The organism is Rummeliibacillus sp. GQ308 (assembly GCF_059759115.1).
In genome coordinates this window covers 56,645-82,827 of sequence record NZ_JCAXDQ010000004.1, presented here as the reverse complement: position 1 = coordinate 82,827, position 26,183 = coordinate 56,645, and the positions used below count along the sequence as shown (strand labels likewise).

General features: G+C 39.0%; 22 protein-coding genes and 1 other annotated feature (1 of these 23 cut by a window edge). Of the genes, 21 read left to right on the top strand and 1 reads right to left on the bottom strand.

What is annotated here, in order from left to right:
• The first annotated feature begins 168 nt into the window (after positions 1-168).
• From AC6CHJ_RS13885 to AC6CHJ_RS13835, 11 genes are all read left to right on the top strand, one after another.
• Positions 169-1,374, top strand: a complete 1,206-nt coding sequence (locus AC6CHJ_RS13885) for an ABC transporter substrate-binding protein (RefSeq protein WP_498289021.1) — start codon at positions 169-171, stop codon at positions 1,372-1,374.
• A gap of 75 nt (positions 1,375-1,449) precedes the next feature.
• The gene (locus tag AC6CHJ_RS13880; RefSeq protein WP_249775061.1) at positions 1,450-2,325 is read left to right on the top strand and encodes a branched-chain amino acid ABC transporter permease; all 876 of its coding nucleotides are present in this window, start codon (positions 1,450-1,452) and stop codon (positions 2,323-2,325) included.
• 12 nt (positions 2,326-2,337) lie between these two features.
• The gene (locus AC6CHJ_RS13875; RefSeq protein ID WP_147197451.1) at positions 2,338-3,285 is read left to right on the top strand and encodes a branched-chain amino acid ABC transporter permease; all 948 of its coding nucleotides are present in this window, start codon (positions 2,338-2,340) and stop codon (positions 3,283-3,285) included.
• The gene (locus tag AC6CHJ_RS13870; RefSeq protein ID WP_066791006.1) at positions 3,278-4,054 is read left to right on the top strand and encodes an ABC transporter ATP-binding protein; all 777 of its coding nucleotides are present in this window, start codon (positions 3,278-3,280) and stop codon (positions 4,052-4,054) included. Before AC6CHJ_RS13875 ends, AC6CHJ_RS13870 begins: the two co-directional genes overlap by 8 nt.
• Complete coding sequence (locus tag AC6CHJ_RS13865) at positions 4,055-4,762, top strand: ABC transporter ATP-binding protein (RefSeq protein WP_392997162.1); 708 nt, start codon at positions 4,055-4,057, stop codon at positions 4,760-4,762.
• Positions 4,763-4,962: 200 nt separating this feature from the next.
• Entirely contained in the window at positions 4,963-9,273 is a 4,311-nt protein-coding gene (locus AC6CHJ_RS13860) for a metallophosphoesterase (protein ID WP_498289019.1), read from the top strand.
• A gap of 228 nt (positions 9,274-9,501) precedes the next feature.
• The gene (exaC, locus tag AC6CHJ_RS13855; RefSeq protein WP_498289018.1) at positions 9,502-11,019 is read left to right on the top strand and encodes an acetaldehyde dehydrogenase ExaC; all 1,518 of its coding nucleotides are present in this window, start codon (positions 9,502-9,504) and stop codon (positions 11,017-11,019) included.
• Positions 11,020-11,037: 18 nt separating this feature from the next.
• On the top strand, positions 11,038-11,367 hold the full coding sequence (locus AC6CHJ_RS13850; RefSeq protein WP_392997157.1) for a DUF779 domain-containing protein: 330 nt from the start codon (positions 11,038-11,040) through the stop codon (positions 11,365-11,367).
• A gap of 163 nt (positions 11,368-11,530) precedes the next feature.
• Positions 11,531-12,958: an aldehyde dehydrogenase family protein gene (locus AC6CHJ_RS13845; RefSeq protein ID WP_498289016.1), complete on the top strand. Its 1,428-nt coding sequence runs from the start codon at positions 11,531-11,533 to the stop codon at positions 12,956-12,958.
• A 98-nt stretch (positions 12,959-13,056) separates the two neighbouring features.
• Positions 13,057-13,548, top strand: a complete 492-nt coding sequence (locus AC6CHJ_RS13840; RefSeq protein ID WP_249775056.1) for an acyl-CoA thioesterase — start codon at positions 13,057-13,059, stop codon at positions 13,546-13,548.
• A gap of 135 nt (positions 13,549-13,683) precedes the next feature.
• Entirely contained in the window at positions 13,684-13,875 is a 192-nt protein-coding gene (locus AC6CHJ_RS13835; protein WP_066790995.1) for a hypothetical protein, read from the top strand.
• 89 nt (positions 13,876-13,964) lie between these two features.
• Here the strand turns inward: AC6CHJ_RS13835 and corA are convergent, their stop codons facing one another.
• On the bottom strand, positions 13,965-14,924 hold the full coding sequence (gene corA, locus AC6CHJ_RS13830; protein WP_066790992.1) for a magnesium/cobalt transporter CorA: 960 nt from the start codon (positions 14,922-14,924) through the stop codon (positions 13,965-13,967).
• Positions 14,925-15,098: 174 nt separating this feature from the next.
• On the opposite strand from corA, the gene AC6CHJ_RS13825 reads away from it, so the two are divergent.
• The 10 genes from AC6CHJ_RS13825 (at position 15,099) to gltX (ending at position 25,857) form a co-directional block, all read left to right on the top strand.
• On the top strand, positions 15,099-15,416 hold the full coding sequence (locus tag AC6CHJ_RS13825) for a magnetosome magnetite crystal formation protein family (RefSeq protein ID WP_249775055.1): 318 nt from the start codon (positions 15,099-15,101) through the stop codon (positions 15,414-15,416).
• Positions 15,417-15,584: 168 nt separating this feature from the next.
• Entirely contained in the window at positions 15,585-16,079 is a 495-nt protein-coding gene (locus AC6CHJ_RS13820; RefSeq protein ID WP_066790988.1) for a CtsR family transcriptional regulator, read from the top strand.
• Positions 16,069-16,635 carry a UvrB/UvrC motif-containing protein gene (locus AC6CHJ_RS13815; RefSeq protein WP_066790986.1) on the top strand — a complete coding sequence of 189 codons (567 nt, stop codon included), beginning with the start codon at positions 16,069-16,071 and terminating at the stop codon, positions 16,633-16,635. The genes AC6CHJ_RS13820 and AC6CHJ_RS13815 overlap by 11 nt, the downstream gene beginning before the upstream one ends.
• Entirely contained in the window at positions 16,625-17,695 is a 1,071-nt protein-coding gene (mcsB, locus tag AC6CHJ_RS13810; RefSeq protein WP_147197438.1) for a protein-arginine kinase McsB, read from the top strand. Before AC6CHJ_RS13815 ends, mcsB begins: the two co-directional genes overlap by 11 nt.
• Before the next feature lie 27 nt (positions 17,696-17,722).
• Positions 17,723-20,161, top strand: coding sequence for an ATP-dependent Clp protease ATP-binding subunit (locus AC6CHJ_RS13805; protein ID WP_147197436.1), 2,439 nt, complete (start codon positions 17,723-17,725; stop codon positions 20,159-20,161).
• A 117-nt stretch (positions 20,162-20,278) separates the two neighbouring features.
• Positions 20,279-21,655 (top strand): DNA repair protein RadA, encoded by a 1,377-nt coding sequence (radA, locus tag AC6CHJ_RS13800; protein WP_498289013.1) that lies wholly within the window; start codon positions 20,279-20,281, stop codon positions 21,653-21,655.
• A 312-nt stretch (positions 21,656-21,967) separates the two neighbouring features.
• A complete protein-coding gene (locus tag AC6CHJ_RS13795) occupies positions 21,968-23,083 on the top strand; it encodes a PIN/TRAM domain-containing protein (protein WP_147197432.1) in 1,116 nt (371 codons plus the stop codon).
• Between the two features lie 74 nt (positions 23,084-23,157).
• Positions 23,158-23,844 carry a 2-C-methyl-D-erythritol 4-phosphate cytidylyltransferase gene (gene ispD / locus AC6CHJ_RS13790; protein WP_498289011.1) on the top strand — a complete coding sequence of 229 codons (687 nt, stop codon included), beginning with the start codon at positions 23,158-23,160 and terminating at the stop codon, positions 23,842-23,844.
• A gap of 1 nt (position 23,845) precedes the next feature.
• The gene (gene ispF, locus AC6CHJ_RS13785; protein WP_066790974.1) at positions 23,846-24,322 is read left to right on the top strand and encodes a 2-C-methyl-D-erythritol 2,4-cyclodiphosphate synthase; all 477 of its coding nucleotides are present in this window, start codon (positions 23,846-23,848) and stop codon (positions 24,320-24,322) included.
• A gap of 77 nt (positions 24,323-24,399) precedes the next feature.
• Positions 24,400-25,857 carry a glutamate--tRNA ligase gene (gene gltX / locus AC6CHJ_RS13780; protein WP_147197428.1) on the top strand — a complete coding sequence of 486 codons (1,458 nt, stop codon included), beginning with the start codon at positions 24,400-24,402 and terminating at the stop codon, positions 25,855-25,857.
• 122 nt (positions 25,858-25,979) lie between these two features.
• Positions 25,980-26,183 (top strand) — a binding site (T-box leader) (it continues 22 nt past the right edge of the window).

Below are 26,183 nucleotides of genomic sequence, written 5' to 3'. Positions count from 1 at the left end.
TATTTTAAATATTTATAATTTATAAAAAATTATGTAGACGAATAGAAAGGAATACATTACAATATGATAAGTATTAAGTATTGCTAGATAGAAAGACTATATTCCTAAATATCTTCTAAATAAAATTTTCAAAATATTTGGAATATAGTAATCAAAGGAGGGCTTTAGATGGTCGCTAACAGTAAATTAAAAAAGTATGCTTCGGTATTTTTGGCTTCTTCATTAGTTGTAGGGCTATTGGCAGGTTGCGGTAGCAAAGACCAATCCACTACGTCAGGCAGCAAAGGTAACAGCAGTAAAGAAGTGAAAATTGGTCTAAATCTAGAGTTGTCGGGCAATGTGGCCTCTTACGGTTCGGGTATTGCAAAAGGAGCAAGACTTGCTATTAAAGAAATCAATGATAACGGGGGTATTGACGGCAAGAAGATTGTCCCTGTCGAAACTGACAATAAATCAGACGCAGCGGAAGCAACGGCTGCTGCTATCAAGCTCGCAACGCAAGAAAAGGTTGTAGCGCAAATTGGTTCAGCTACTTCAGGCAATACTGTAGCAGCTGTGCAAATAGCAAATAAAAATAAAATGCCGGTGATTGGGCCATCAGCTACTTCTCCGACAGTAACTGTTAACAGTGATAATTCAGTAAATGAATATGCATTCCGTACATGCTTTATTGATCCATTCCAAGGAAGGATTGCAGCAAACTTTGCCCTGAACACTCTAAAAACAAAGAACGTCGCTATCTTCTCAGATAGTGCCAGTGATTATGCAAAAGGCTTAGCGAAATCTTTCAAAGAAACAATAGAAGAAAATGGTGGAAAAGTAGTAGCGGAAGAATCATATGTTGCGAAAGATACGGATTTCAAATCAACGCTTACACGCCTAAAATCCAAGAAACCTGACTTTATCTATATTCCAGGTTATTACGAGGAGGTAGGCTTGATTGTCAAACAAGCAAGAGAAGCAGGTATTACCGTACCTTTGATGGGCGGAGATGGATGGGATTCGCCAAAAATGGTCGAACTTGCTGGAGGAGATTCGCTTAATAACACATTCTTTACCAATCACTATTCATCAGAAGATCCAGATGAAAAAATTCAAAAATTTGTAGAGGCCTTTAAAGGTGCTAACAAAGACCAAGCACCGGATGCATTCAATGCGTTGGGCTACGATACGGTGTATTGGCTGAAGGATGCAATTGAAAGAGCTGGTTCTACAGATGGGGAAAAAGTGAAAGATGCTTTGGCGGAAACAAAAGATTTGTCTCTCGTAACAGGCACATTCTCTGTGGATGAGAATCACCACCCAGTGAAATCAGCTACAGTACTTGAATTCAAAGATGGCAAACAAGTGTTTAACTCTAAGGTCAATCCTTAAGCTGTTATTTAAAGGGAGGGCATAGACCTCCCTTTTCTAGTTTTTCTATTGTTTTTTAAAAGGAGTGAACTGTATATGGAATGGCTGCAACAATTAATCAACGGAATTTCACTCGGCAGTATTTACGCCTTGATTGCACTAGGTTATACAATGGTTTACGGCATTATCAAATTAATTAACTTTGCGCACGGTGATGTGTTTATGATTGGCGCATTTATAGGTTTTTTTGCAATATCAAGATGGGATTTGGGTTTCTTCCCGGCTCTCCTTCTAGCGATGGTGGTCTGCGCTTTATTGGGCGTGTTCATCGAGCGGGTAGCGTATAAGCGTTTGCGGAATGCTACGCGTATTGCTGCATTGATCACAGCGATTGGCGTGTCGCTATTAATTGAATATACAACCATTTTCTTTAGAGGGGCACAGCCGGAGGCATATCCTAATGTCGTTTCTTCTAAAACATTTCAATTTTTAGGTGCACAAATTAGTATGCAGTCAATCATGATTCTATCAGTATCTATCGTACTAATGCTAATCCTTCAATTTATCGTACATAAAACAAAGATTGGCAAGGCTATGCGTGCAGTATCTCATGATGTAGAGGCAGCGCGGTTGATGGGGATTAATGTAGATAATACAATTTCCGTAACGTTTGCGATAGGGTCAGCCTTAGCTGGTGCGGCAGGAGTCATATTCGGTGTGTATTATACAAAGATTGATCCATTAATGGGGATTATTCCAGGAGTTAAAGCATTCGTTGCAGCTGTATTAGGAGGAATAGGAATTATTCCAGGAGCAGTGGCTGGCGGAATGGTGCTTGGCGTAGTCGAAACAATTGTTAGTGCGCTCGGTTTCTCTTCTTGGCGGGATGCGGCAGCGTTTATTATTCTAATTCTCATATTAATCTTTAGGCCATCGGGTATTTTTGGCAAGAACACCCGAGAGAAAGTGTAGGTGAGCGTGCATATGAAAAAGTCTAAAATCTTTTGGATTTACATTGCAGTGGCGCTTGTGGTCTATGCCATTGTTGAGCTATTGATTGTCAATGGCCAACTTGATATGTATTATTCCAATCTATTTATTACCATTGCTATTAATATCATACTAGCTGTGAGTTTACATTTAGTCATTGGCATTACTGGCCAATTTTCGATTGGACATGCGGGATTCTTAGCTGTTGGGGCTTATATTTCAGCTATTTTTACTACCAACCTAGGCTTTCCATTCCCTGTTGCTTTAATCATTGGTGCCATTGTTGCAGCAGTAGCAGGACTTATTGTTGGGATACCGACATTGCGCTTAAAGGGAGACTATTTGGCGATTGCCACACTAGGATTTGCTGAGATTATACGAATTATTTTCTTGAATATTGATTATGTCGGCGGCGCTGCAGGGATGCAGGTTGATTATTTGACGACTTGGACATACGCATTTTTCGGCGTCCTAATTACTATTATTGTAATTGCAAACTTTACGAATTCAAGACATGGTAGAGCATGTATCGCCGTACGAGAAGATGAAATTGCAGCAGATGCAATGGGGATTAATACGACGTATTACAAGGTATTGGCATTTGCAATCGGTTCATTCTTTGCTGGACTTGCAGGTGGGCTATTTGCACACAACTTCTTCATCATACAACCATCACAATTTGGGTTTTTAAAATCTTTTGATATTTTAATTTATGTTGTTTTGGGTGGGCTGGGAAGTTTATCTGGTGCTGTCATTGCCGCTATTTTATTGACAGTTATTTCTCTATACTTACAAGACTTCCCTGAAACACGAATGATTATTTATAGCTTAGTCCTCATTATTGTTATGTTATATCGACCATCTGGCTTAATGGGAACTAAAGAAATAACGGACTTCTTTAAATTCAACAAAAAAGCAAAAGGAGGAAAAGTCAATGAGTGACCTTCTTTTGAAAGTAGAAAATGTAGGTATTCAGTTTGGTGGTTTAAAAGCAGTATCCGGATTAAATATGGAAATGCATGCAGGCGAATTAATTGGGTTAATCGGACCGAATGGCGCTGGGAAAACAACAAGTTTCAATATGCTGACAGGTGTTTATAAACCTACTGAAGGCACCATTATTTTTAATGGAAAGAAAACAAATAATATGTCGCCTCACCAAGTAACAAAAAGCGGTGTCAGCAGGACGTTTCAAAATATTCGACTCTTCAAGGATTTATCGGTATTAGACAATGTAAAAGTAGCCAATCACTCTTTGGCACACCATTCTGTCATCAGTTCCATTTTTCGTTTGCCAAGTTATTTTTCGGGTGAAACAAAAATGGAACAAGAATCTATAGAATTTTTAAAGATTTTTGGGCTCGATCCCTACATGAATGAATTGGCTAAAAACTTGCCGTATGGTATGCAAAGGCGGTTAGAAATCGCCCGTGCACTAGCAGCTAAACCTAAGCTTTTGCTTTTAGATGAACCAGCTGCAGGTATGAACCCACAGGAAACGCAAGATTTAATGGGCTTAATTGCTCTTATACGGGAAAAGTTTGACCTAACCATTTTGCTGATCGAGCATGATATGGGATTGGTGATGGGGATTTGTGAGCGCATCTATGTACTGGATCATGGCCAACTAATAGCTGAGGGCAAACCGGAAGAAATAAGAAACAACAAGAAAGTCATTGAAGCGTATCTTGGCGAGGAGGTTACGGAGTAGATGCTAACAATTAATGAGATTAATGTATTCTATGGGAATATCCAAGCATTGAAAGGCGTCTCCTTAGAGGTTAATGAAGGAGAGATTGTGACATTAATCGGCGCAAATGGCGCCGGGAAAAGTACACTCTTAAAAACGGTCTCTGGCCTTTTAAAACCAAAGCAAGGAACCATTGAGTTCCAAGGTAAAACAATTGCTGGTAAAGCGGCTCAATCTATCGTGAAAGCTGGAATATCTCACGTACCTGAAGGTAGGCGAGTTTTTTCAAACATGTCAGTGGAAGAAAATTTGGATTTGGGTGCTTATTTACGTAAGGATCATAAAGCCGTAGCAGAAGATAAAGAACGGATCTTTAAAATCTTCCCAATCTTATTGGAGAGGCGAAAACAGCTATCCGGGACACTATCAGGTGGAGAGCAGCAAATGCTAGCGATGGGGCGAGCAATTATGGCACGTCCAAAACTACTTCTATTAGATGAACCATCCATGGGATTAGCTCCCTTAATGGTAAAAACAATTTTTCATACCATTGAAGAAATACGGAAAGAGGGAACGACCATTTTGTTAGTCGAACAAAATGCACATATGGCTTTATCAATAGCAGACCGTGCATATGTGATAGAAACGGGTCACGTAGTATTATCTGGACTAGCAAAAGATTTACAAGAGGCAGAACAAGTAAAAGCTGCTTACTTAGGTGGATTATAGTATCTGATTGACCTCATCATATGGGATAAATTTTTATAGGCTGCGCAATCTATTAATGTAGATTGTGCGGTTTTTTTAATTTTTATTGTTAAAAAGACTCATCTTTTTCCTGATACTAGTAGATAAATATGGGTGTATTGTTATAATAGTTATGGGAAAATTATTTTTTATATCCAAAAATTACAAAGGGGTTAGACAAAATGATGAAAAAGAAGTTAGCTATGTTCCTTGCCTCCATACTTTTTCTTTCAGCAAGTATAGCAAACTTACATGTAACGACAGCCCATGCAGCTGAAAATGACACTTCAATAATTAATGCACCTTCATTGTTAATGACAGAGGTAGTTCCTAAAAATGCTGAATCGGATGGAACAAATGCTTATCAATTTGTGGAGATTTACAATAATGCCGATAAGAATATTTCCTTAAAAGATTATAAGCTCCGCTACCGCTATCTTGAAAATTCGAAAAAGGAAGATGACGTTTTGACTCCTGAAACTGAGGACATCACAATCCCAACAGGAGGTTCAATTGTCTACTGGATCGTACAAGATAATACGAAAACTGTGGCAGACTTTAACCGTTATTACAATGTGAATCTTATTGAAAATGAAACAATCGTCAAGGTAACTGCTACGAAACCTTTGGAAGTTAATGGTGTTCAGGGTCTTGCACTTGCAACAAACACAGGGGAAGATATGGCTATTGCCTACTATAATGAAGTACCCGGCGTAATAGATGCTGTAGCAGACAAGGGAATACTCTATACATATTCAGAAACACCAAATGACAACATGTTGAAAAAGTATAGTAGTAGAACCTATGATGCCACGCCTGGCTCTGTTACGTCAGAGCAAATACCATCTGAAAAGGTGGTTATTCCACAAGATGAACAAAAGCCAGAAATCCAAGACGTTTCTACACCTGAGGTGAACGTCGAACAAAATGATTTGTTATTCTCTTTTAACCTATATGATAATATTTCAATTAAAACAGCTCGCTTGTACTACAAGACCAATGATGAAGAGTCATTTAAAGCCATTGACCTTACTAAAAAGAGCGGCAGTAGCCTCTATAAATATACAATTCCCTCTACAGACCTGATTGGAAAGGAATATGTAGAGTATTACTTAAGCGTATCTGATGGAACAAATACCATAGAGAGCGAGAAGAAAAGAGTAGAGGTAATGCAGGAAAGAGTACCTCAAGGATTATCAATCAATATCCAAGATGACACCATCCTTTCAAAAAGTGTATTGGTAAAAGCCTTTAATACAGAAAAAAATTCAAACACTTCATTGTTGATTGACCAAGAGAATGTAACAGGAAAAACAACGGAAGCTCTGGAAAGCAAGGCGTACCTAGTCATGGATGTCAATAAGATTGATCGTTATTTTGAAAATGGTGTGACGATTGGTAACGATGTTCTGCAAATATTTCATGATAAAATCACCTCTTATAAAACGCTTATTGTTCCCGTGGATCCCAAGTACTTTACAAAAGGGAAGAAGCGAGCTTTTGCGATTCGGTCGGGAACAAAGGTATCGCCTTTTGATGAAAATTCAAAAGAAAACCGTGATGACTTTGTTGTCAAAAATATGCGGTTAATATTAAGTGACGGAACAGTTCTTTATGATCCTAAATATGCAGATCCGGAAAAAGAATGGAAAGTTGGCGATAGCAAAGGGTTAAAGCCCATTCTAAAAATAAGCTTTGCTGTACCGGACGAACAGTTTTCAGCAAGCTCCTTTAAATGGAATACAAAGAGTGCAAAAGAGGGAACACATACCATTATGGCAAAGAGCGGGAAGAAAACAGTGAAATCCACTGTCTTTGTTGATAATACGGCTCCAGTGATTGTTCCTTCTATCCAAAAAAATAAGCTATATAAAGGTAAATTCACCATTAACGCTGAATTAAAGGATGACTATGCAGGTGTGCAAAACGTAGTGGCAAAGCTAGATGACAATGAGATTGCTTTGCCGTTTAATACTTCTTCAGCAGCGTTAACACCAGGCAGCCATACTTTACGGATTGAAGCAACCGACCAAGCTGGAAATCGCTCAGTGAAAACCACAACGTTTAATGTAGTGGAAGAACAGCCATATCTGCCTCAGTTAATGATACCCTATGAAAAATCTATCGATGTTCCAGTAGCACCAAAGTTGAAGGTTACTGTTGGTGACCCAACAGGAGACGATTTACATGTTTCATTTAAAAAAGCGTATCAATATACTGCGAATCAAGCTTCACATATAAGAGCATATGAAAATAAGACAGATAATGAACCACCGAAGGATCTCGTATCAAATGGGGAACAGCCTATAGAAGATGTGGATTCGATAGCTACCTCAGACAAAAAATACGTAACGACAACAGGAACGGACAAATATCCGTACCACCGCTTTGAAGTATCTTTGGATAACAAAGTGGACCTTACAAAAGACGAGGTTGAAATAAACTGGGAGGGTAAATCTGTTATTGGTCGAAGAGTATCACTCTATGTGTGGAATTTTGACAAACAAAAATGGCAGGTGCAAGAATGGAAAATTGCCAACGATAATAAAAACTTTAAGCTGAATGCTGTCATTAAAGGAACTGCATTTGCCCGTGACCATAAAGTGCAAGTATTAGTTCAAGATGAAATAGCCCAGACTAATCAATTTAATTATTCCTTTGTTTGGATGACGGATACCCAATATTATGCGAAAAGCTATCCGCAAATTTATAAAGAAATGACAAAGTGGATTGTGAATCAGCAAGATGGAATGAAGATTAAATATGTATTCCACACAGGAGACATAATTGATAAGCAATCAACGAAAAATCAATGGGTCAATGCCGATGCAGCAATGAAAACATTGGATGATGCAAATGTTCCGTATGGCGTGTTAGCAGGCAACCATGATGTTAACCATATTGATTTTAACTACAATACATTCTATAAATATTTTGGTGAGAAACGGTTTATCAACAAAGATTATTACGGTGAGTCATATGAAAATAACCGTGGCCATTATGATTTAATCAGCGAACAAGGTAATGACTTCCTTATGCTTTATATGGGTTGGGGAATTGATGAAGAGAGTATAGAGTGGATGAATAAAATACTACAGAAATATCCAGATCGTAAAGCTATACTCAATTTCCATGAGTATCTTCAGCCGTCAGGAGATAGAAGTTTCCTGGGAAATACTCTCTTTGAAAAAGTAGTAGAAAAAAATCCGAATGTCATTCTTGTCTTGTCGGGCCATTTTTTTGGCAGTGAAACAAAAGTAGATGAAATTGATGACAATGGTGATGGCACCCCGGATCGTAAAGTTTATCAAATGCTAACTGATTATTCCAGTGGCCCTGAAGGCGGACAAGGGTTCATGCGCATTCTGCAAGTGAATCCTATTGAGAATAAAATTTATGTGAAAACCTATTCTCCGTATTTAAATAAATATAATTTTTATAATACAGATGAATATCCAGGTAAAGATGAATTTGTTATTGAAACAGATTTAACGCCAAAAGAGAAAGTTGTAGCAACTGATTCGTTTAATGTAAATGTCTATACGAATACTAAAATTGGCGTAACTCAAAATGTAAAAAACAATGAAGCTGCTAAAGTAGTATGGAAGGAACTCGAGAACAATACACAATACTACTGGTATGCAGATGTAACAGATGATTACCAAGGAAAAGTCCGCTCTCCAATCTGGACTTTCAAAACGGTTGAAACGGGCGATGGATTAAAAGATTACGCAGTATCTATTAAAGATGCGAATGGCACTGTTTTATCTCAACAAACGATTCGAGATGATGAAGCATTAAAATTACCTAAAAAAGCAGGCTATACTTTTGCAGGATGGTATACGGATAAATCATATAAACATGAATTTGATTTTGATACGATGTTGAAAACTAAGACAGTAGTGTATGCGAAGTTTATAAAGAATCCTCAAAAACCTGCTAAGCTTTCTGTATCTGGCAAAACCTATAATCAACTTAATGTAAGTTGGAAGGGAACGACAGATGCAGATGGCTATATCATTTATCGTGCTGAAGAGAAATCAGGCAAATATGAGAAAATAGCTACCCTAACAAACAGTAAAGTAACAACATATATAGATAAAAAAGTTTCTCTGGGGAATACGTATTTCTATAAAATGCGTGCTTACAAGAATGTGGAAAATACAAAATTGTATAGTTCTTACACAGACATAAAATCAGGAAGTCCTATATTGGCAAAGCCTACAAATCTGAAGGCCAAGGAAGTATCGAAGGACAAGCTTCTTTTCTCATGGAAGCCTGTAAGCGGAGCTCTTGGCTACGAAATTTATAAAGCACCACGCAAAGGATCAAACTATAAAAAACTGATGGCAATCAAAGGTTCTAAAGTGAGTGCTGCTAGTAAAAACATAAAGAACGGTAAAAATTTAGATTATAAAATTAGGGCATATCAAACGGTCAAAGGCCACAAAATATACAGTGAGTTCTCAACCGTTACTAGGCCATCGAAGTAACTGATCAAGAAGACATATACACGTGTTGTATTTGTCTTCTTTTTATATGTATATTTTTATATCTAGACCATATATATGAAATGTTGGCTCTATCTTAATCGAGAATATTTTACAAATATAGTTTGAAAAACTTGAATATTAAGATAGTTTCAGTCATCATAATATATGAAAACGCTATCTATTTAATAGGATAGTAGTATTCGCTCAAACATAAGGGGGAGATCGGACATGATTTATGCAAAACCAAATGCTGAAGGTGCTGTCGTTCAATTTAAAGATCAATATGATAACTTTATCGGGGGCGAATGGGTAGAGCCTGTTAAAGGCCAATACTTCGACAATATATCACCAGTGGATGGACAAGTATTCACAAAAGTAGCTCGTTCCACTGCAGATGATATTGAACTAGCTTTAGATGCAGCGCATAGTGCAAAAAGCGAATGGGGCAAGACTTCTACTGCTGAACGTGCCCGTATTTTAAATAAAATTGCTGATAGAATTGAAGATAATATAGAGCTATTGGCTGTAGCAGAAACTTGGGATAACGGTAAAGCTGTCCGTGAAACATTGAATGCGGATATTCCGCTGGCTGCAGACCATTTCCGTTATTTCGCCAGTGCTATTCGTGCACAAGAAGGCCGTACGACTCAACTAGACAATGATACTGTAGCCTATCATTTCCAAGAACCACTTGGCGTCGTTGGTCAAATCATTCCTTGGAACTTCCCAATATTAATGGCTGTCTGGAAATTGGCTCCTGCGCTTGCTGCGGGTAACTGTGTTGTATTAAAACCAGCAGAACAAACGCCTGCATCTATTATGGTGCTAATGGAATTAATTCAAGATCTACTTCCTGCTGGTGTGGTGAATGTAGTTAACGGTTATGGCGTAGAAGTAGGCAAACCACTTGCTACAAACCCTCGCATTGCTAAAATTGCTTTCACGGGTTCTACTGCGGTAGGTCGCCAAGTAATGCAATATGCAACCGAAAACATTATTCCTGTTACCCTTGAACTTGGTGGTAAATCGCCAAATATCTTCTTTGAAGATGTTATGGAACATGATGATGATTTTTTAGATAAAGCAATTGAAGGTTTTGTAATGTTTGCTTTCAACTCTGGAGAGGTTTGTACATGCCCTTCCCGTGCATTAGTGCAAGAATCTATTTATGATCAATTCATTGAACGAGCTATGGCGAGAATTGAATCAATTAAGATTGGCAATCCGCTTGATACAGAAGTAATGATGGGGGCACAGGCATCAAACGAGCAACAGCAAAAAATTCTATCATACTTAAAATTAGGCAAAGAGGAAGGCGCAGAGTGCTTAATCGGTGGTGAGCACAATCAGATAGATGGTTTTGAGGATGGTTATTATATAAAACCAACTGTATTCAAAGGCCATAATAAAATGCGTATTTTCCAGGAGGAAATATTTGGCCCAGTCCTTGGCGTCACTTCGTTTAAAGACTTTGATGAAGCCATCGAAATTGCAAATGACACCGTATATGGTTTAGGTGCAGGTGTATGGTCCCGTTCAGGTGATATCGCTTATCGTGCAGGACGCGCTATTGAAGCTGGTCGTGTATGGACAAATACGTATCACCAATATCCAGCGGGCGCAGCGTTTGGCGGTTATAAGCAATCAGGCATTGGTCGTGAAAACCACGCAATGATGTTAGAACATTATCAACAAACGAAGAATTTACTTGTCAGCTATAATCGTAAGCCACAAGGTTTCTTCTAGAATAGTCGTGGATCCTAGATGGCAGAATGTATACAAGCGACAGATAAAGCTCTTGAGTTTATCGATTATATGAAATCGTTGCATGGTCCGATTTTAATTTTTCAATCTAGTGGGTGCTGTGATGGCTCTGCACCTATGTGCTATAAAGAAGAGGATTTTCGAGTAGGTGAACAGGATCTACTTCTTGGTATAGTTGGCGATGTGCCATTTTATATACACAAAAGCCACTATGAGTATATGAAGCATACCCAACTGATCTTAGATGTGAAGCCTGGCAGAGGCGCTTCGTTTTCACTGGATAGTATTGAAAAAGAACATTTCGTGATTGAATCAAGAGTTTATGAATAGGATTAACGAGAAAAGTGTACAATTTAATATCAGCACAAAACTCCAGGCTAAGATAGCTGGAGTTTTTTCTGTTTGGGAAATGCTAGGCATCTATTTAGGATATGAAAAAGTAATCATGTTAGTATGGAATAAGAGGGGTATAACTTTAACGGAGGTGTCATCTGTGAAGGAAACAAAATTATGGATTAATGGAGAGTGGGTTAGCACAGCTGAAAGCTATGAATTAACCGCTCCTTATAATGGAGAGCATATTTCAAATATAGCGAAAGCCACCGTGAATGATGTAGAACGAAGCATTGAAGGTGCACATCAAGCCTTTCTTCAATTTAAATCATCAACAGCATATGAAAGAGCTGAAATTTTATATCGAGTGGCAGAGTTAATGAAAGAGCGCAAGCAAGATCTAGCTGAAATAGCAGCGAGAGAAGCAGGAAAGCCTATCACAGCTGCCCTTACTGAAATTGATCGTACCATTACAACGTACCAATTTGCAGCCGAGGCAGCTAAAGGATTAAGTGGTGAAACGCTTCCGATGGATGCTGCGCCGGGTGGAAAAGATCGGATTGGTTGGACAAAACGCGTACCTTTAGGTGTTATATCAGCCATTACGCCATTTAATTTTCCTTTTAACTTAGTAGCACATAAATTAGGCCCTGCATTTGCTGTGGGTAACGCAGTTGTTTTAAAGCCTGCTGGACAAACACCTTTAAGCAGCCTTGTAATGGCTGGAATCTTTAAAGATGCAGGTTTACCTGATGGGATGCTTCAAATCGTTACTGGAAGTGGAAGCGAGTTAAGCGATACGCTTGTTACACATCCGCTCGTCAAAAAGGTTACGTTTACAGGCAGCAGTTCTGTTGGATTGAAGATTAAAGAAAAAGTAGGATTGCGAAAGGTAACGCTTGAATTGGGTTCTAATGCAGGATTGATTGTAGAACCAAGTGTGCCAATCGATAAAGTTATAGATCGCTGTGTAAGTGGCGCATTTGGTTACGCAGGACAAGTATGTATTTCACTACAGCGTATTTATGTCCATCAATCAATTTATGACCAATTTTTAAATGCCTTTGTTGCAGCTACGGAAAAATTGGTAGTAGGCAATCCTTTGGACGAAAAAACAGATGTAAGTGCTATGATTAATCCAAAAGAAGTTACACGCATTATGCAATGGATTGAAGAGGCGAAAGAGCAAGGTGCAACCGTTGCTACAGGCGGAACTTTCACAGAGCGTACCTTAACACCAACTGTCATGGCTAATGTTCAGCCTGATATGAAGGTAGCATGCCAGGAAACATTTGCTCCGATTGTTTCCATTGTTCCATATGACACATTCGATGAAGCGATTAATTTAGTAAACCAATCAGATTTAGGTTTAAATGCAGGGATCTTTACAAATAATTTAGAAGATGCCATGAGAGCAGCAGAGGAATTAGAAGCCGGTGCAGTCATCATTAATGATGTACCAACATTCCGTATAGATAACATGCCATATGGTGGAGTGAAGAATAGTGGATATGGACGCGAAGGCATTAAATATGCAGTGAACGAAATGACTGATTTGAAGTTTATTACGATTAAGACTAAACTGTAGTATGTTTGGAGAAGCCGATCTAGTACAGAGAAAAGACTTGTTGAACAAGGGCTTCCCTTTAAAATTATGTGTTAAAAGATACGTGAGGAGTGTATACGATGCTAGAAGCAGTGCCAATGGGCAGTTCAAGAACAATACAAACAAGATTGGTTTTACCGCCCGATACCAACCATATGAGCACGATTTTTGGTGGGAAGGTGTTGGCGTATATTGATGAGATCGCAGCGATTACGTCCATGAAGCATGCAAAAATGCAAACAGTAACAGCATCTTTCGACTCAGTGGACTTTTATTCGCCAGTTCGTTCAGGAGAAGTCCTAGAACTAGAGGCGATTGTTAGTTCTACTGGACGCACATCGATGGAGTTATATATCGTGGTGCATTCTACTAATATCGACACAGGTGTAAAAAAACTAACGACAGAATCTTTCGTTACTATGGTAGCAGTAGATACCAATGGTGCACCTCAGGAAGTAGCACCCGTTTACCCAGAAACAGAGCAAGAAAAGAAATTATTCGAATCAGGTTCGATACGCCGGAAGATTCGTAAAGAAAAGCGCGAAATGCCAAGCAAGTTCTTTACCTTATAATAATCGGTATACTATACAAATAGGCGGTTGCTGTAACTTATAACAGCAACCGCCTATTATCGTTTCTGTATCTATTCGGACTAGATAGAACATGCTACAATAAAGAAAAAATCACAAGAATAGGATGTACGCAGCATGGATACAAAAAGAGGAATGAAATATGCACTGCCACTAGCCATGGTAGTAGCGGTCTCATCGTTAATGCTTCTAAATGCTAACTATACAGAAGTGCCAATGAGCCACAGAATCTATATTACAATCGGTGCCACCATCGTCACTTATCTCCTGTCTTTTGTCCTTTTTGGTTTAAAAGATACTCCTAAATAATTCCCATATTAATGAGATTAATAGAAACCAACTTTAAATGGAATAGCTTGCAAAGTATAGAGAACTTTGCAGCTATTCTATTTTCGTTTTTACGGTCTATAGTCAAACCATCCCTTTAACTTAAACCAGATGGCCATCGAAAAGGCAATGCCAAACATAATGAATAAGATAATAAAGTAACCATAATGCCAATTGAGCTCAGGCATATTTTTAAAATTCATTCCATAGACACCCGCAATAAATGTCAGCGGTATGAATATGGAAGAAATAATAGTCAAAATCATCATAATGCCATTCATCCGGCTCGAGTTTATCGACATATGGCTATCTCGCATGTCTGCTGTCAGTTCCCGATTCGATTCCACCATTTCTGTCAGCTTAATCAAATGGTCGTGTATATCCATAAAGTAAGCCCGTTCCTGGTCATTCAAGCGGAAGCGATAGGAATTTAAAATTCGATAAAGTAAATCGCGCATTGGCAAAACGATGCGACGAATATGAAGCAAATCGCTCCTTAGATCAAATACATATTTCATTGATTTTGTCGTACTCTTAAAACCGATTTCATCATCTATTTCATTTAAATGATCTTCGATGTCATATACTAACGGAAAGTAACCATCAACAATTTTATCAAGTACTTGATAGGCAATATACAGGGATCCGCGCTCCCAGGAAGCTGGCATTTCTTCAATTCGTTCTCTCACGATGGCAAACTCGGGGGCAGGTGAGTGATGATAGGTGACAATAAAGTCTGGAGCTACAAATAAATTGACCTCTTCCCCTTCAAATGTTTCTTTATTTATTTTATGAGCAACAAGAAAATGGTACCCCTCGTAATAATCCAGTTTAGGCCGTTGTAGTCTCATTAAACAATCCTCGATGGCTAAGGGGTGAAAATGAAAAAAGCTGCTAAGTAATCTATTTTCTTCTGTGGTAGGCGATTCAAAATCGACCCAATACCATATAAACTTGCCGGTTTTAATCTCTTCGAGCGAAAAATCAGCTAAGAGTTGTTGATCATTAGTGATACCAAGCGTCCGAATCATCTCAAACCCTCATTTCAACAATATTCGTATATTTATCCTCTCACAAATATGTAAACAATGCCAGAAAGGAGAAATTCCTCATATAAGGGAGGTATAAAAAAGTGAAACTATATTTAATGTAATACGTAAATTAAGTTAAGTAAAAATAGATATTGAAAGTGAGTGAATAACAAGATGGAGAATAAAGGGTTAAAAGTTATTTTGCATGCGAGCGCCTTTTTTGCCCCATGTTTAGTCCCGATTCTTATTTTTGTGTTTATTAGAGATGAAGAAATAAAACGTTTATCAATCCAAGCGCTGCTGTTCCAATTCGTTATGTGGCTGCTCGTTACAGTTGGAGGCATCCTTACCTTAACGATATTCCTTGCGATTATTGGCATTCCTCTAATTGTTATTGTCGGTATCATGGGCGTTATTATCCCGATTATCGGTATCGTCAAAGCACTTCAGGGAAGCCATTGGGAATATCCTATTGTTAGAAAGTGGATTTAATCCAAAAACTTATGAACATACTGCATATAGCAGTATGTTTTTTGTGTATATTAGGAGAATGAATAACGATTTTCCAGGTTAAGCAAAATATTTGCATCATTTTTTGATGGCACATATAATAAAGTCAAAGTTAGTCAAAGTCAGTGAAGCGAGTGAGGTGGAATAAAAATGCGGAATATCTCAGACATTATTGAAGGGTATTTAAAAGAGATTATTGAATTAGGTGGTAAAGGTCATATTGAAATCAAACGAAGTGAAATTGCAGACAAATTTCAATGTGTACCTTCCCAAATCAATTATGTCATCAATACAAGGTTTACAGCCGAGCGAGGGTATATCGTTGAAAGTAAGCGAGGCGGGGGTGGCTATATACGGATTTTACGTGTTAGAGCAAGCTCAGGGACCGAGTTGATTGAAGAGATTATGCATCAAATTGGTGATTCTATCACACAGTCGTCTGCACAGGACTTTATTTTTCGGTTAATTGATGAAGATGTAATAACGCAAAGAGAAGCAAGGATGATGATAGCGGCACTAGACCGTTCAGTATTGTCCCTCCATTTACCTTTACGCGATGAACTACGAGCGCGCATTATGAGGGCGATGTTACTAGCGGTGAAATACGACCAGCAAATGCAAAGAGGTGTTAAAGATGATATGTGAAAATTGTAAACAGCGGCCTGCTACAATTACAGTCACACAGATGAAAAACGGCAATAAGATAACAAGGCACTTTTGTGATGTATGCAATAAGCAGCTAGATCACTTTCACGTGAATCTTGAACCTGGTGATAGTTCCAATGCCATGCAAAAACTATTTTCAAATTTATTCGGTACGCCAAGCTGGTCAGTACAGGATGTGCCTATCAAGAAGCCACAAAGTAAAGTGCAAAATGAAAGCTGTCCACAATGCGGCATGACATATAGACAATTTCTCGAAGAAGGGAAATTCAATTGTCCAACATGTTATGAGACGTTTAAAGATTTTTTGCCACAGGTATTAAAACGGCTTCATAATGGCGCTACAGAACATATAGGCAAGGTTCCTGGATCCATTAATGAGAGCTATCAGACAAAACGCCAAATTGAAGCGCTGCGACAAGATATGAAAACAGCAGTGGAAGAGGAACGTTTTGAAGACGCCGCGGAAATTCGTGATGAGGTTAAATTGCTTGAAAACAAATTGAATGGAGGAGGTGAGAAAAGAGATGAACATTGACCACTTTCTGCAAAGTAAACCTCCTATATGGATGAGAGGGGATAGTACATTCGGCGATATTGTCATGAGTACAAGAATTCGCTTGGCAAGAAATATCAATGGATTTCGGTTTCCTCGGGCATTCTCAGAAGATGAAGCATTGCAAATTGACAAAATGGTATCGAATGCATTGATTGATGGAGATCAGAAATTTGATATGCCATTCTCTTATTTCTCACTCCATGATATGCCCTCTCTTAAGCGTCAGGTTTTGGTAGAGAAGCATTTGATTAGCCCGCAATTAGCAAATAAAACAAAAACAGGCTCTATCTTAGTGTCGGATGATGAAACAATTAGCATCATGGTAAATGAAGAAGACCATATCCGCATACAAAGCTTACAACCAGGCCTGCAATTGGATAAAGCTTATCAGTTGGCTGATGAAGTGGACCGGCTTTTAGAAAGAAAGCTATCATATGCTTTCGATGATTCATTTGGCTACCTTACAAGCTGTCCAACAAACACAGGTACAGGACTTCGAGCATCAGTGATGATGCATTTACCTGCTCTCACTGCGACTAACCAAATGGGAACGCTGATGAATACAATGGCTCGTTTAGGGATGGTTGTAAGAGGAATATACGGAGAAGGTACCGAAGCTCTCGGGAATTATTATCAAATTTCTAACCAAATCACCCTTGGCAAGCCAGAAGAAGATATTATTTTGGATCTACAAAGTGTAGCCGAGCAAATTATTCAAAAAGAAATCGGTGCCCGTAGAGCTTTGCTAGAACACGCATCCATTGCTGTTTCAGATCGTTTAAATCGATCATTAGGTGTGTTGAAATATGCAAGGATTTTATCTAGTGAAGAAGCGGCTAATTGTTTATCAAATGTCCGGTTGGGTATAGATTTGGGATTAATTCCAACATATCCGGATAGAGTTTTGAATGAATGTATGTTGATTATGCAGCCTGGTTTCTTGCAGCAGCTTGCTGGTACAACGCTCCAGGCGAACGAAAGAGATGTATTTCGAGCAACAATTATTCGAGAAAAATTAAACAATACGACGGTTAAATAATATAACAGTAAAAAGGAGAGGATCTTCATGATGTACAATCGATTTACACAGCGCGCTCAAAAAGTTCTGCAATTAGCACAGGAAGAGGCAATTCGTATGAAACACGAAGCCATTGGCACAGAACATATTTTGCTTGGCCTCATACGTGAAGGAGGCGGCATAGCGGCAAAAGCGCTTGAAGCAATCAACGTGAGTACAGAAATGATTGAAGAAGGTATTGAAGAATTGGTTGGTGTCGGCACTAAAAATGTAGGCCCAATTGTACACTATACACCACGTGCTAAAAAGGTCATTGAATTATCAGTCGATGAATCTCGCAAACTGGGCCATTCATACATTGGTACAGAACATTTATTGCTTGCGTTAATTCGAGAAGGCGAAGGTGTAGCAGCTCGTGTGTTAAATAATGCGGGTGTCAGTCTAAACAAAGCCCGTCAGCAAGTACTACAACTGCTTGGAAGTAATGATCATCCACAAGCAAGCAATAATAGTGCGCCGACAGCTAATACACCTACGCTCGATGGCTTAGCAAGAGACCTTACTCAAATAGCACGAGAAGGCAGCTTGGATCCTGTGATTGGACGCAGCAAAGAAATTACACGCGTAATTGAAGTGCTGTCTCGCCGTACTAAAAACAACCCTGTATTAATCGGGGAGCCAGGTGTCGGTAAAACAGCTATTGCAGAAGGTCTTGCACAACAAATCGTGAACAATGAAGTGCCTGAAACATTGCGCGATAAACGTGTTATGACGCTTGATATGGGAACAGTCGTAGCAGGTACAAAATATCGTGGTGAATTTGAAGACCGTTTGAAAAAGGTAATGGATGAAATTCGCCAAGCAGGAAACGTGATCCTATTTATCGATGAGTTGCACACATTGATCGGTGCTGGTGGAGCAGAAGGAGCAATTGATGCTTCAAATATCTTGAAACCATCACTTGCTCGAGGAGAATTACAATGTATTGGTGCTACAACATTAGATGAATACCGCAAGTACATTGAAAAAGATGCAGCACTTGAACGTCGCTTCCAACCAATACAAGTCGATGAACCATCAGTAGAGGAAGCTATTCAAATTATTAATGGGCTGCGCGACCGTTATGAAGCTCATCACCGTGTCAAAATTACAGATGAAGCTATTGAAGCGGCTGCTAAAATGTCAGACCGTTACATTTCAGACCGTTTCTTGCCTGACAAAGCAATTGACTTAATCGATGAAGCAGGATCTAAAGTTAGGTTGCGTTCATTTACAACACCACCAGATTTAAAAGAATTAGAACAAGAGCTAGACTCACTTCATTCTGAAAAAATGGCTGCAGTCCAATCTCAAGAATTTGAAAAAGCTGCGTCCTTACGTGATTCTGAACAAAAGCTTAAAGATAAATTGAACAGCACGAAAAAAGAATGGAAAGAAGCGCAAGGTAAATCAGAATCTAAGGTAACGGTGAATGATATTGCGGAAGTTGTGTCCATGTGGACGGGTGTCCCGGTCTCTAAACTGGCGCAAGCTGAATCAGAGAAGCTGTTGAACTTAGAGGATGAGTTGCATAAACGAGTAGTAGGCCAAAGCGAAGCAGTTGAAGCTATTTCAAGAGCGATTCGCCGTGCTCGTGCAGGATTAAAAGATCCAAAACGTCCAATCGGTTCCTTTATTTTCTTAGGCCCAACAGGTGTTGGTAAAACAGAACTTGCCCGGGCTTTAGCTGAAGTAATGTTCGGTGATGAAGATGCCATGATCCGTGTGGATATGTCCGAATACATGGAAAAACATTCGACTTCTCGACTTGTTGGATCGCCTCCAGGATATGTCGGTTTTGAGGAAGGTGGTCAGCTGACAGAGAAAGTACGCCGCAAACCATATTCTGTTATTTTGCTTGATGAAATTGAGAAAGCTCACCCGGATGTTTTCAATATCTTATTACAAGTGTTGGACGATGGCCGTTTAACGGATTCCAAAGGCCGTGTAGTGGACTTCCGTAATACGGTGGTTATTATGACATCCAATGTAGGTGCAGAGGCATTAAAATACCGCAAATCACTTGGTTTTGGTGCTCAAAGTGCATCACAAAGCCAAGAAAATGCAAAAAGTGTCATGATGGAAGAATTGAAAAAAGCATTCCGTCCAGAGTTCTTAAACCGTATCGACGAAATGATTGTCTTCCACTCATTAGAAAAAGAAGATTTGCGCAAAATTGTAAACCTAATGGTAAAACAATTAACAAAACGCCTGCATGAACAAGATATTACGCTCGATCTTACAACGGAAGCAATCGACAAAATTGCAGAAGAAGGATACGATCCGCAATACGGTGCCCGCCCATTGCGCAGAGCTATCCAAAAAAATATAGAAGACCGCCTATCAGAAGAAATCTTAAAAGGCACTGTCTTAACTGGACAACGCGTTGAATTTGATGTGAAAGATGGAGAATTTGTCGTGAATGTCAAAGAATTAGCAACAAAATAGTGAACTTTATGTCAACGTATTGAAAAATAATACGCAACAGTGAGGCGTTCCAAATGCGAAATTTGGGACGCCTTGTTTTATAATAAGAGTAAGACTAAAAATGGCAGGAGATATAAAATGGCCAAAAAGAAGACAAAGTTTTTTTGTAATGCATGTGGATATGAATCGCCAAAATGGCTAGGTAGATGTCCTGGTTGCGGTGATTGGAATACAATGGTGGAAGAAGTAGAAGTAGTATCCAAGGGGCCAAGAGGGGCTTTTCAGCATTCCTCGTCTGTAACGCAAAAAGCTACGCCATTAATTGCAGTTGAAACAGAAGATGCACCAAGGATCGAAACGGAACTAAATGAATTGAATCGCGTCCTAGGAGGTGGAATTGTCCCAGGCTCACTTGTCCTAATTGGCGGGGATCCGGGGATTGGGAAATCCACGCTTTTGCTGCAAGTTTCAGCGATTCTTTCGAATAAAGGGCATCGTGTCCTCTATATTTCCGGAGAAGAATCTATTCGCCAAACGAAGCTAAGAGCTGAAAGACTAGGCGTAAAATCCGAAGAGCTTTACATTTATTCAGAAACGAATCTTGAATTTCTAAATCAAACGATTGAAGAAGTGAACCCCAAGTTTGTTATTGTGGACTCCATTCAAACAGTGTACCACCCGAATGTAACAAGCGCACCGGGAAGTGTCTCACAGGTTAGAGAATGTACTGCTGAATTTATGCGTATCGCGAAAACGAAGAACATTGCAATTTTCTTAGTTGGACATGTGACGAAGGAAGGCCAAATCGCAGGGCCAAGGATACTTGAACATATGGTGGATTCGGTCCTTTACTTTGAAGGAGAACGCCACCACACTTATCGCATTCTACGGAGCCAAAAAAATAGATTTGGTTCTACTAATGAAATTGCTATTTTTGAAATGCTCCAAAATGGTTTGAAGGAAGTATTAAACCCTTCAGAATTGTTTCTGCAAGAACGTTCACAGGGTGCCCCGGGCTCCACTGTTGTGGCCTCTATGGAAGGGACTCGCCCTATCTTAGTCGAAGTACAAGCTCTCGTGACGCCTTCAAGTTTTAATTATCCAAAGCGAATGGCAACAGGTGTAGACCAAAACCGAATATCCTTATTGATGGCAGTATTAGAAAAAAGGATGGGCATGCTTTTACAGGCACAAGATGCTTATATAAAGGTAGCAGGCGGGGTAAAGCTAGATGAGCCTGCTATTGATTTAGCGGTTCTTGTAAGCATTGTTTCAAGCTTTAGAGATACAGCTGCTAAACCAATGGATTGTTATATCGGAGAAGTAGGATTAACAGGTGAAGTGCGAAGAGTGTCACGGATTGAACAAAGAATCCAGGAAGCAGCCAAACTAGGGTTCAAACGCGCGATTGTCCCAGCATCCAACTTGGGTGGCTTTGAGTATCCAGATACCATTGAAGTAGTCGGGGTAGATACAGTTAATCAAGCACTAAAATTAAGTTTTGATAAGGCATAAGATGTTTTTTGTGTAATGCATGGTTATTTATATATTTATCGGGGGAATTATAAGGAGTCGGAATAGAAGGCACTATAAAGGTTAATTAGCTGAGAAGTGAGCTCCTGAATAACAGCATATTAAGAGTTTCACATCATGTTAGAAAACCTTCGCAGCTATTCCGCTTCACCTCGTTGCACTTGCTAAATGAATGCTTTTTCATGTTCTGTGTCAAGATTAGTCCATCTTTGTCATAGGGTGTAAGAAAGAGGTTTCACAAGACGCATCAAAGGTAAACTATGTATAATTAAAATAAAAAAAGGAGGTGCCTGAATGTTAAAGGGAATAATCCAAATTGCGTTTCTTTTTATTGGAGGGACTGTGGGTTTATTTGTCTTACCGCTATTATACCAAATCATTCATCTATCAGATAACCCGTGGTTGAATAATCCGTATACATCAGTGGCTGTAGGAGCCATCTTGTTATTTGCTTTCTCATTTTGGGTTTCAGATTACTTTGTAAAATTTATTCGGTGGATGGAAGATAAATTATTAAAAGCACCGGTAGGAGATTTGTTGTTCGGGACATTAGGTTTAATTATTGGGTTGATACTTGCTTACCTAATTGGCTTTTCTATTGATAACATCAAAATTCCTTTAATCACTACGATTGTGCCTATCTTATCTGTCCTATTGTCCATTGTTCTCGGCTATCTCGGATTCCAGGTCGGTTTTAAAAAGAGAGATGAGCTGATTCATGTATTTACAGCAGGGAAAGCTCAATCAACGAATGCTTCAAAGAAAAAGGCAATGGGAGAAGATGTAGAACTCGACGATGCAAAGTATAAGCTTTTAGATACTAGTGTCATCATTGATGGCCGGATTGCTGATATCTCAGAAACAGGCTTTATCGAGGGAACATTCGTTGTACCTCAATTCGTATTAACTGAGCTTCAACATATAGCAGACTCATCTGACACATTGAAAAGGACGAGAGGGCGTCGTGGGCTTGATATCTTGAAAAAATTGCAAGATGAAAGAGCTACACAAGTTTTAATCACTGAGGTGGACTTTGAGGATGTGCAAGAGGTTGATTTAAAATTAGTCCGTTTGGCGAAAAAAATGGGCGGCCAGATACTAACGAATGACTTTAATTTAAATAAAGTGTGCGATCTTCATAATGTGAAAGTGTTAAATATTAATGATTTAGCAAATGCAGTCAAACCAGTGGTCATTCCTGGGGAAGAAATGAATGTGCTGGTGATTAAAGACGGTAAAGAGCATAATCAAGGTGTTGCATATTTAGATGACGGGACAATGATTGTGGTTGAAGAAGGAAAATCATATATCGGCCAAGCAATTGTTGTTACCGTGACAAGCGTGCTGCAAACATCAGCAGGGCGTATGATTTTTGCTAAGCCAAAAAACAATGGCAAAAGTGCAGGCTAGGCACTTTTCGTAATAAAATGTAGAGAGGCAGGGTAATTTACCTTGTCCTTTTCTATTAAGAAAGAGTGAATGTGATGCAGTATGATGTAATATTACCAGCGGCTGGAAGCGGAAAAAGGATGGCTGCTGGACAAAACAAATTATTTTTGGAGCTGCGAAATAAGCCCATTTTGATCCATACGCTAGAGGTTTTCCAACAGGATGAAGCATGCAGAGGAATTTGGTTAGCAGTAAAGCCTGATGAAAGACTCTATATTCAAACACTTTTAGAAAAATACCATATTACAAAAGTGAAGGCCATGCCGAATGGCGGGGAAGAAAGACAACATAGTGTTGTAGCCTGCGTGAAGCAGATAGAGGAAGGCCAGATTGTTTTGGTACATGATGCGGCAAGACCATTTATCACCACTCCTATTATCCATGAATTAGTAGAAGTGGCCGAGAAAAAAGGTGCTGCCATTGCAGGCGTAAGAGCAAAAGATACAATGAAAGTAGTAGAGAACGGAAAGATTAAAGGAACTGTTGATCGTTCAAGTTTATGGATGATTCAAACACCGCAAGCTTTCGATTTCACACTTTTAAAACAGGCAGAACAGCAAGCAGAAGTAGACAATTTTTTAGGAACAGATGAAGCGATGCTCGTTGAACGTTTAGGACAATCTGTATATATAGTTGAAAGTAGCTATGAAAACGTTAAAATAACTACTAAAGAGGACTTAATATTTGGCGAAGCTATTTTAAGTCAACGTATAGGAGGATAACATGTTTAGAATAGGACAAGGTTTTGACGTACATGCATTTGAAGAAGGACGCCCATTAATTATTGGCGGTATTACAATCCCTCATAGTAAAGGCTTAATCGGTCACTCTGATGCGGATGTATTATTGCATACCGTAACGGATGCGGCATTAGGAGCGATTGGGGAAGGCGATATCGGTCATCATTTCCCCGATACTGACCCAGCATTCAAGGATGCAGATTCTGCAAAATTGCTTTCATACATTTGGGAGATTGTAGAATCGAAGGGTTATACTTTAGGAAATGTTGATTGCACTATTATGGCGCAACGGCCAAAACTTGCGCCTTATATTGAGCAAATGAGAAATCGAATTGCGGAACTTTTGCATGCAGAGCCTTCTCAAGTAAATGTCAAAGCTACAACAACAGAAAAATTAGGCTTTACAGGGCGTGAAGAAGGAATTGCCAGTATGGCAACTATTTTGCTTATAAAAAAGTGACTTCCTTTAATTTTCATACTAGCAGTGGTAAAATGGGTAAAGTTGAATTTTTGAACGATTAATAGGAGGATTTAGACATGACTAACAAAGTTCGAGTACGTTATGCACCGAGCCCTACTGGACATTTACATATTGGCGGCGCACGTACAGCTTTATTTAACTTTTTGTATGCAAAACACCACGACGGAGACTTTATTGTCCGCATTGAAGATACGGATGTGGCCCGCAATATCGAGGGTGGCGAAGCATCTCAATTAGACAACCTAAAATGGCTTGGTATTGAGTACGACGAATCAATTGATATTGGTGGTCCATATGCGCCATATCGTCAAATGGAACGTTTAGAAATTTATACAGAATACGCAAATAAGCTAATTGATATGGGCATGGCTTATAAATGCTTCTGTACTTCAGAAGAATTAGAAGCAGACCGTGAAGCTCAGCAAGAGCGCGGCGTTGCGGCTCCTATGTATAACGGAAAATGCAGACATCTATCAAAAGAGGAAGTAGCTGCAAAAGAAGAAGCGGGCGAACCTTATACAATCCGTTTTAAAGTGCCGGAAAACGTTGTATATAAATTCGATGATTTAGTTCGCGGAGAAATTTCTTTTGAATCAAAAGATATCGGCGATTGGGTTATCGTAAAAGCAAATGGCATCCCAACATATAATTATGCAGTAGTTCTTGATGATCATATGATGGATATTACACATGTATTTAGAGGGGAAGAGCATTTATCAAATACACCAAAGCAATTAATGATATTTAATGCATTTGGTTTTGAACCACCTCACTATGGTCATATGACGCTGATCGTAAATGAAAACCATAAAAAACTTTCTAAGCGTGATGAATCCATTATCCAGTTTGTGAAACAATATAGAGATCTTGGCTACCTGCCAGAAGCGATGTTCAATTTCTTTGCTCTTTTAGGGTGGTCTCCAGAGGGTGAAGAAGAGATCTTCACAAAAGAAGAGCTTATCGAAAAGTTCGATGAAAAACGTCTATCTAAATCACCATCCATGTTCGATAAACAAAAACTAAAATGGATGAATAACCAATACATGAAGAAGTTGAATAGCGAAGAAGTAGTTGCTTTAACCCTTCCATTCTTACAAAAAGAAGGACTTCTTCCTGAAAACTTATCCGAGGAACAACAAGAGTGGGCTAATAAGTTGATTGGTTTATACCATGAGCAAATGAGCTTTGGAGCAGAAATTGTTGATTTATCTCGTATGTTCTTCACAGAGGAACTTGCATATACTGATGAAGAAAAAGAAGTTCTTGCAGGAGAGCAAGTACCAGAAGTAATGGCTGCGTTCAAAGAACAATTACAACAGTTGGAATCATTTGAGCCTGCAGACATTAAGAAAGCAATCAAAACAGTGCAGAAAGAAACAGGCCATAAAGGCAAAAATCTTTTCATGCCAATTCGTGTAGCTACTACAGGTGAAATGCATGGACCAGAACTAAATGATGCACTTTCATTACTGGGCAAAGAAACTGTTGTTAAACGGATCGAAGCATTCATTTAGTAATACTTTTATTCATATGCTGTCGTAGGGCAGAATGGATCAAATAGGTTTATCATTTTTAATTGGTTTTTATTTTGATTGATTTTTTTTCGCTACATTGTAAAATGAAGCTAACAAATGATATAAAAGCGATGAAGAGGAGAAGTACGCAATTCATGCTCTATAAGAGAGGACCATCACCGGCTGAAAATGGTCTGAGCCAATGAATTACGGAAATGCACCTCTGAGCGTTAAGTTGAAATAGTCACTAGAGTAGACTTAGCCGGTAATCTCCGTTAAAAGATGTTCAAGCGGGAAGCGAGTATGCTTCCAATCAGAGTGGAACC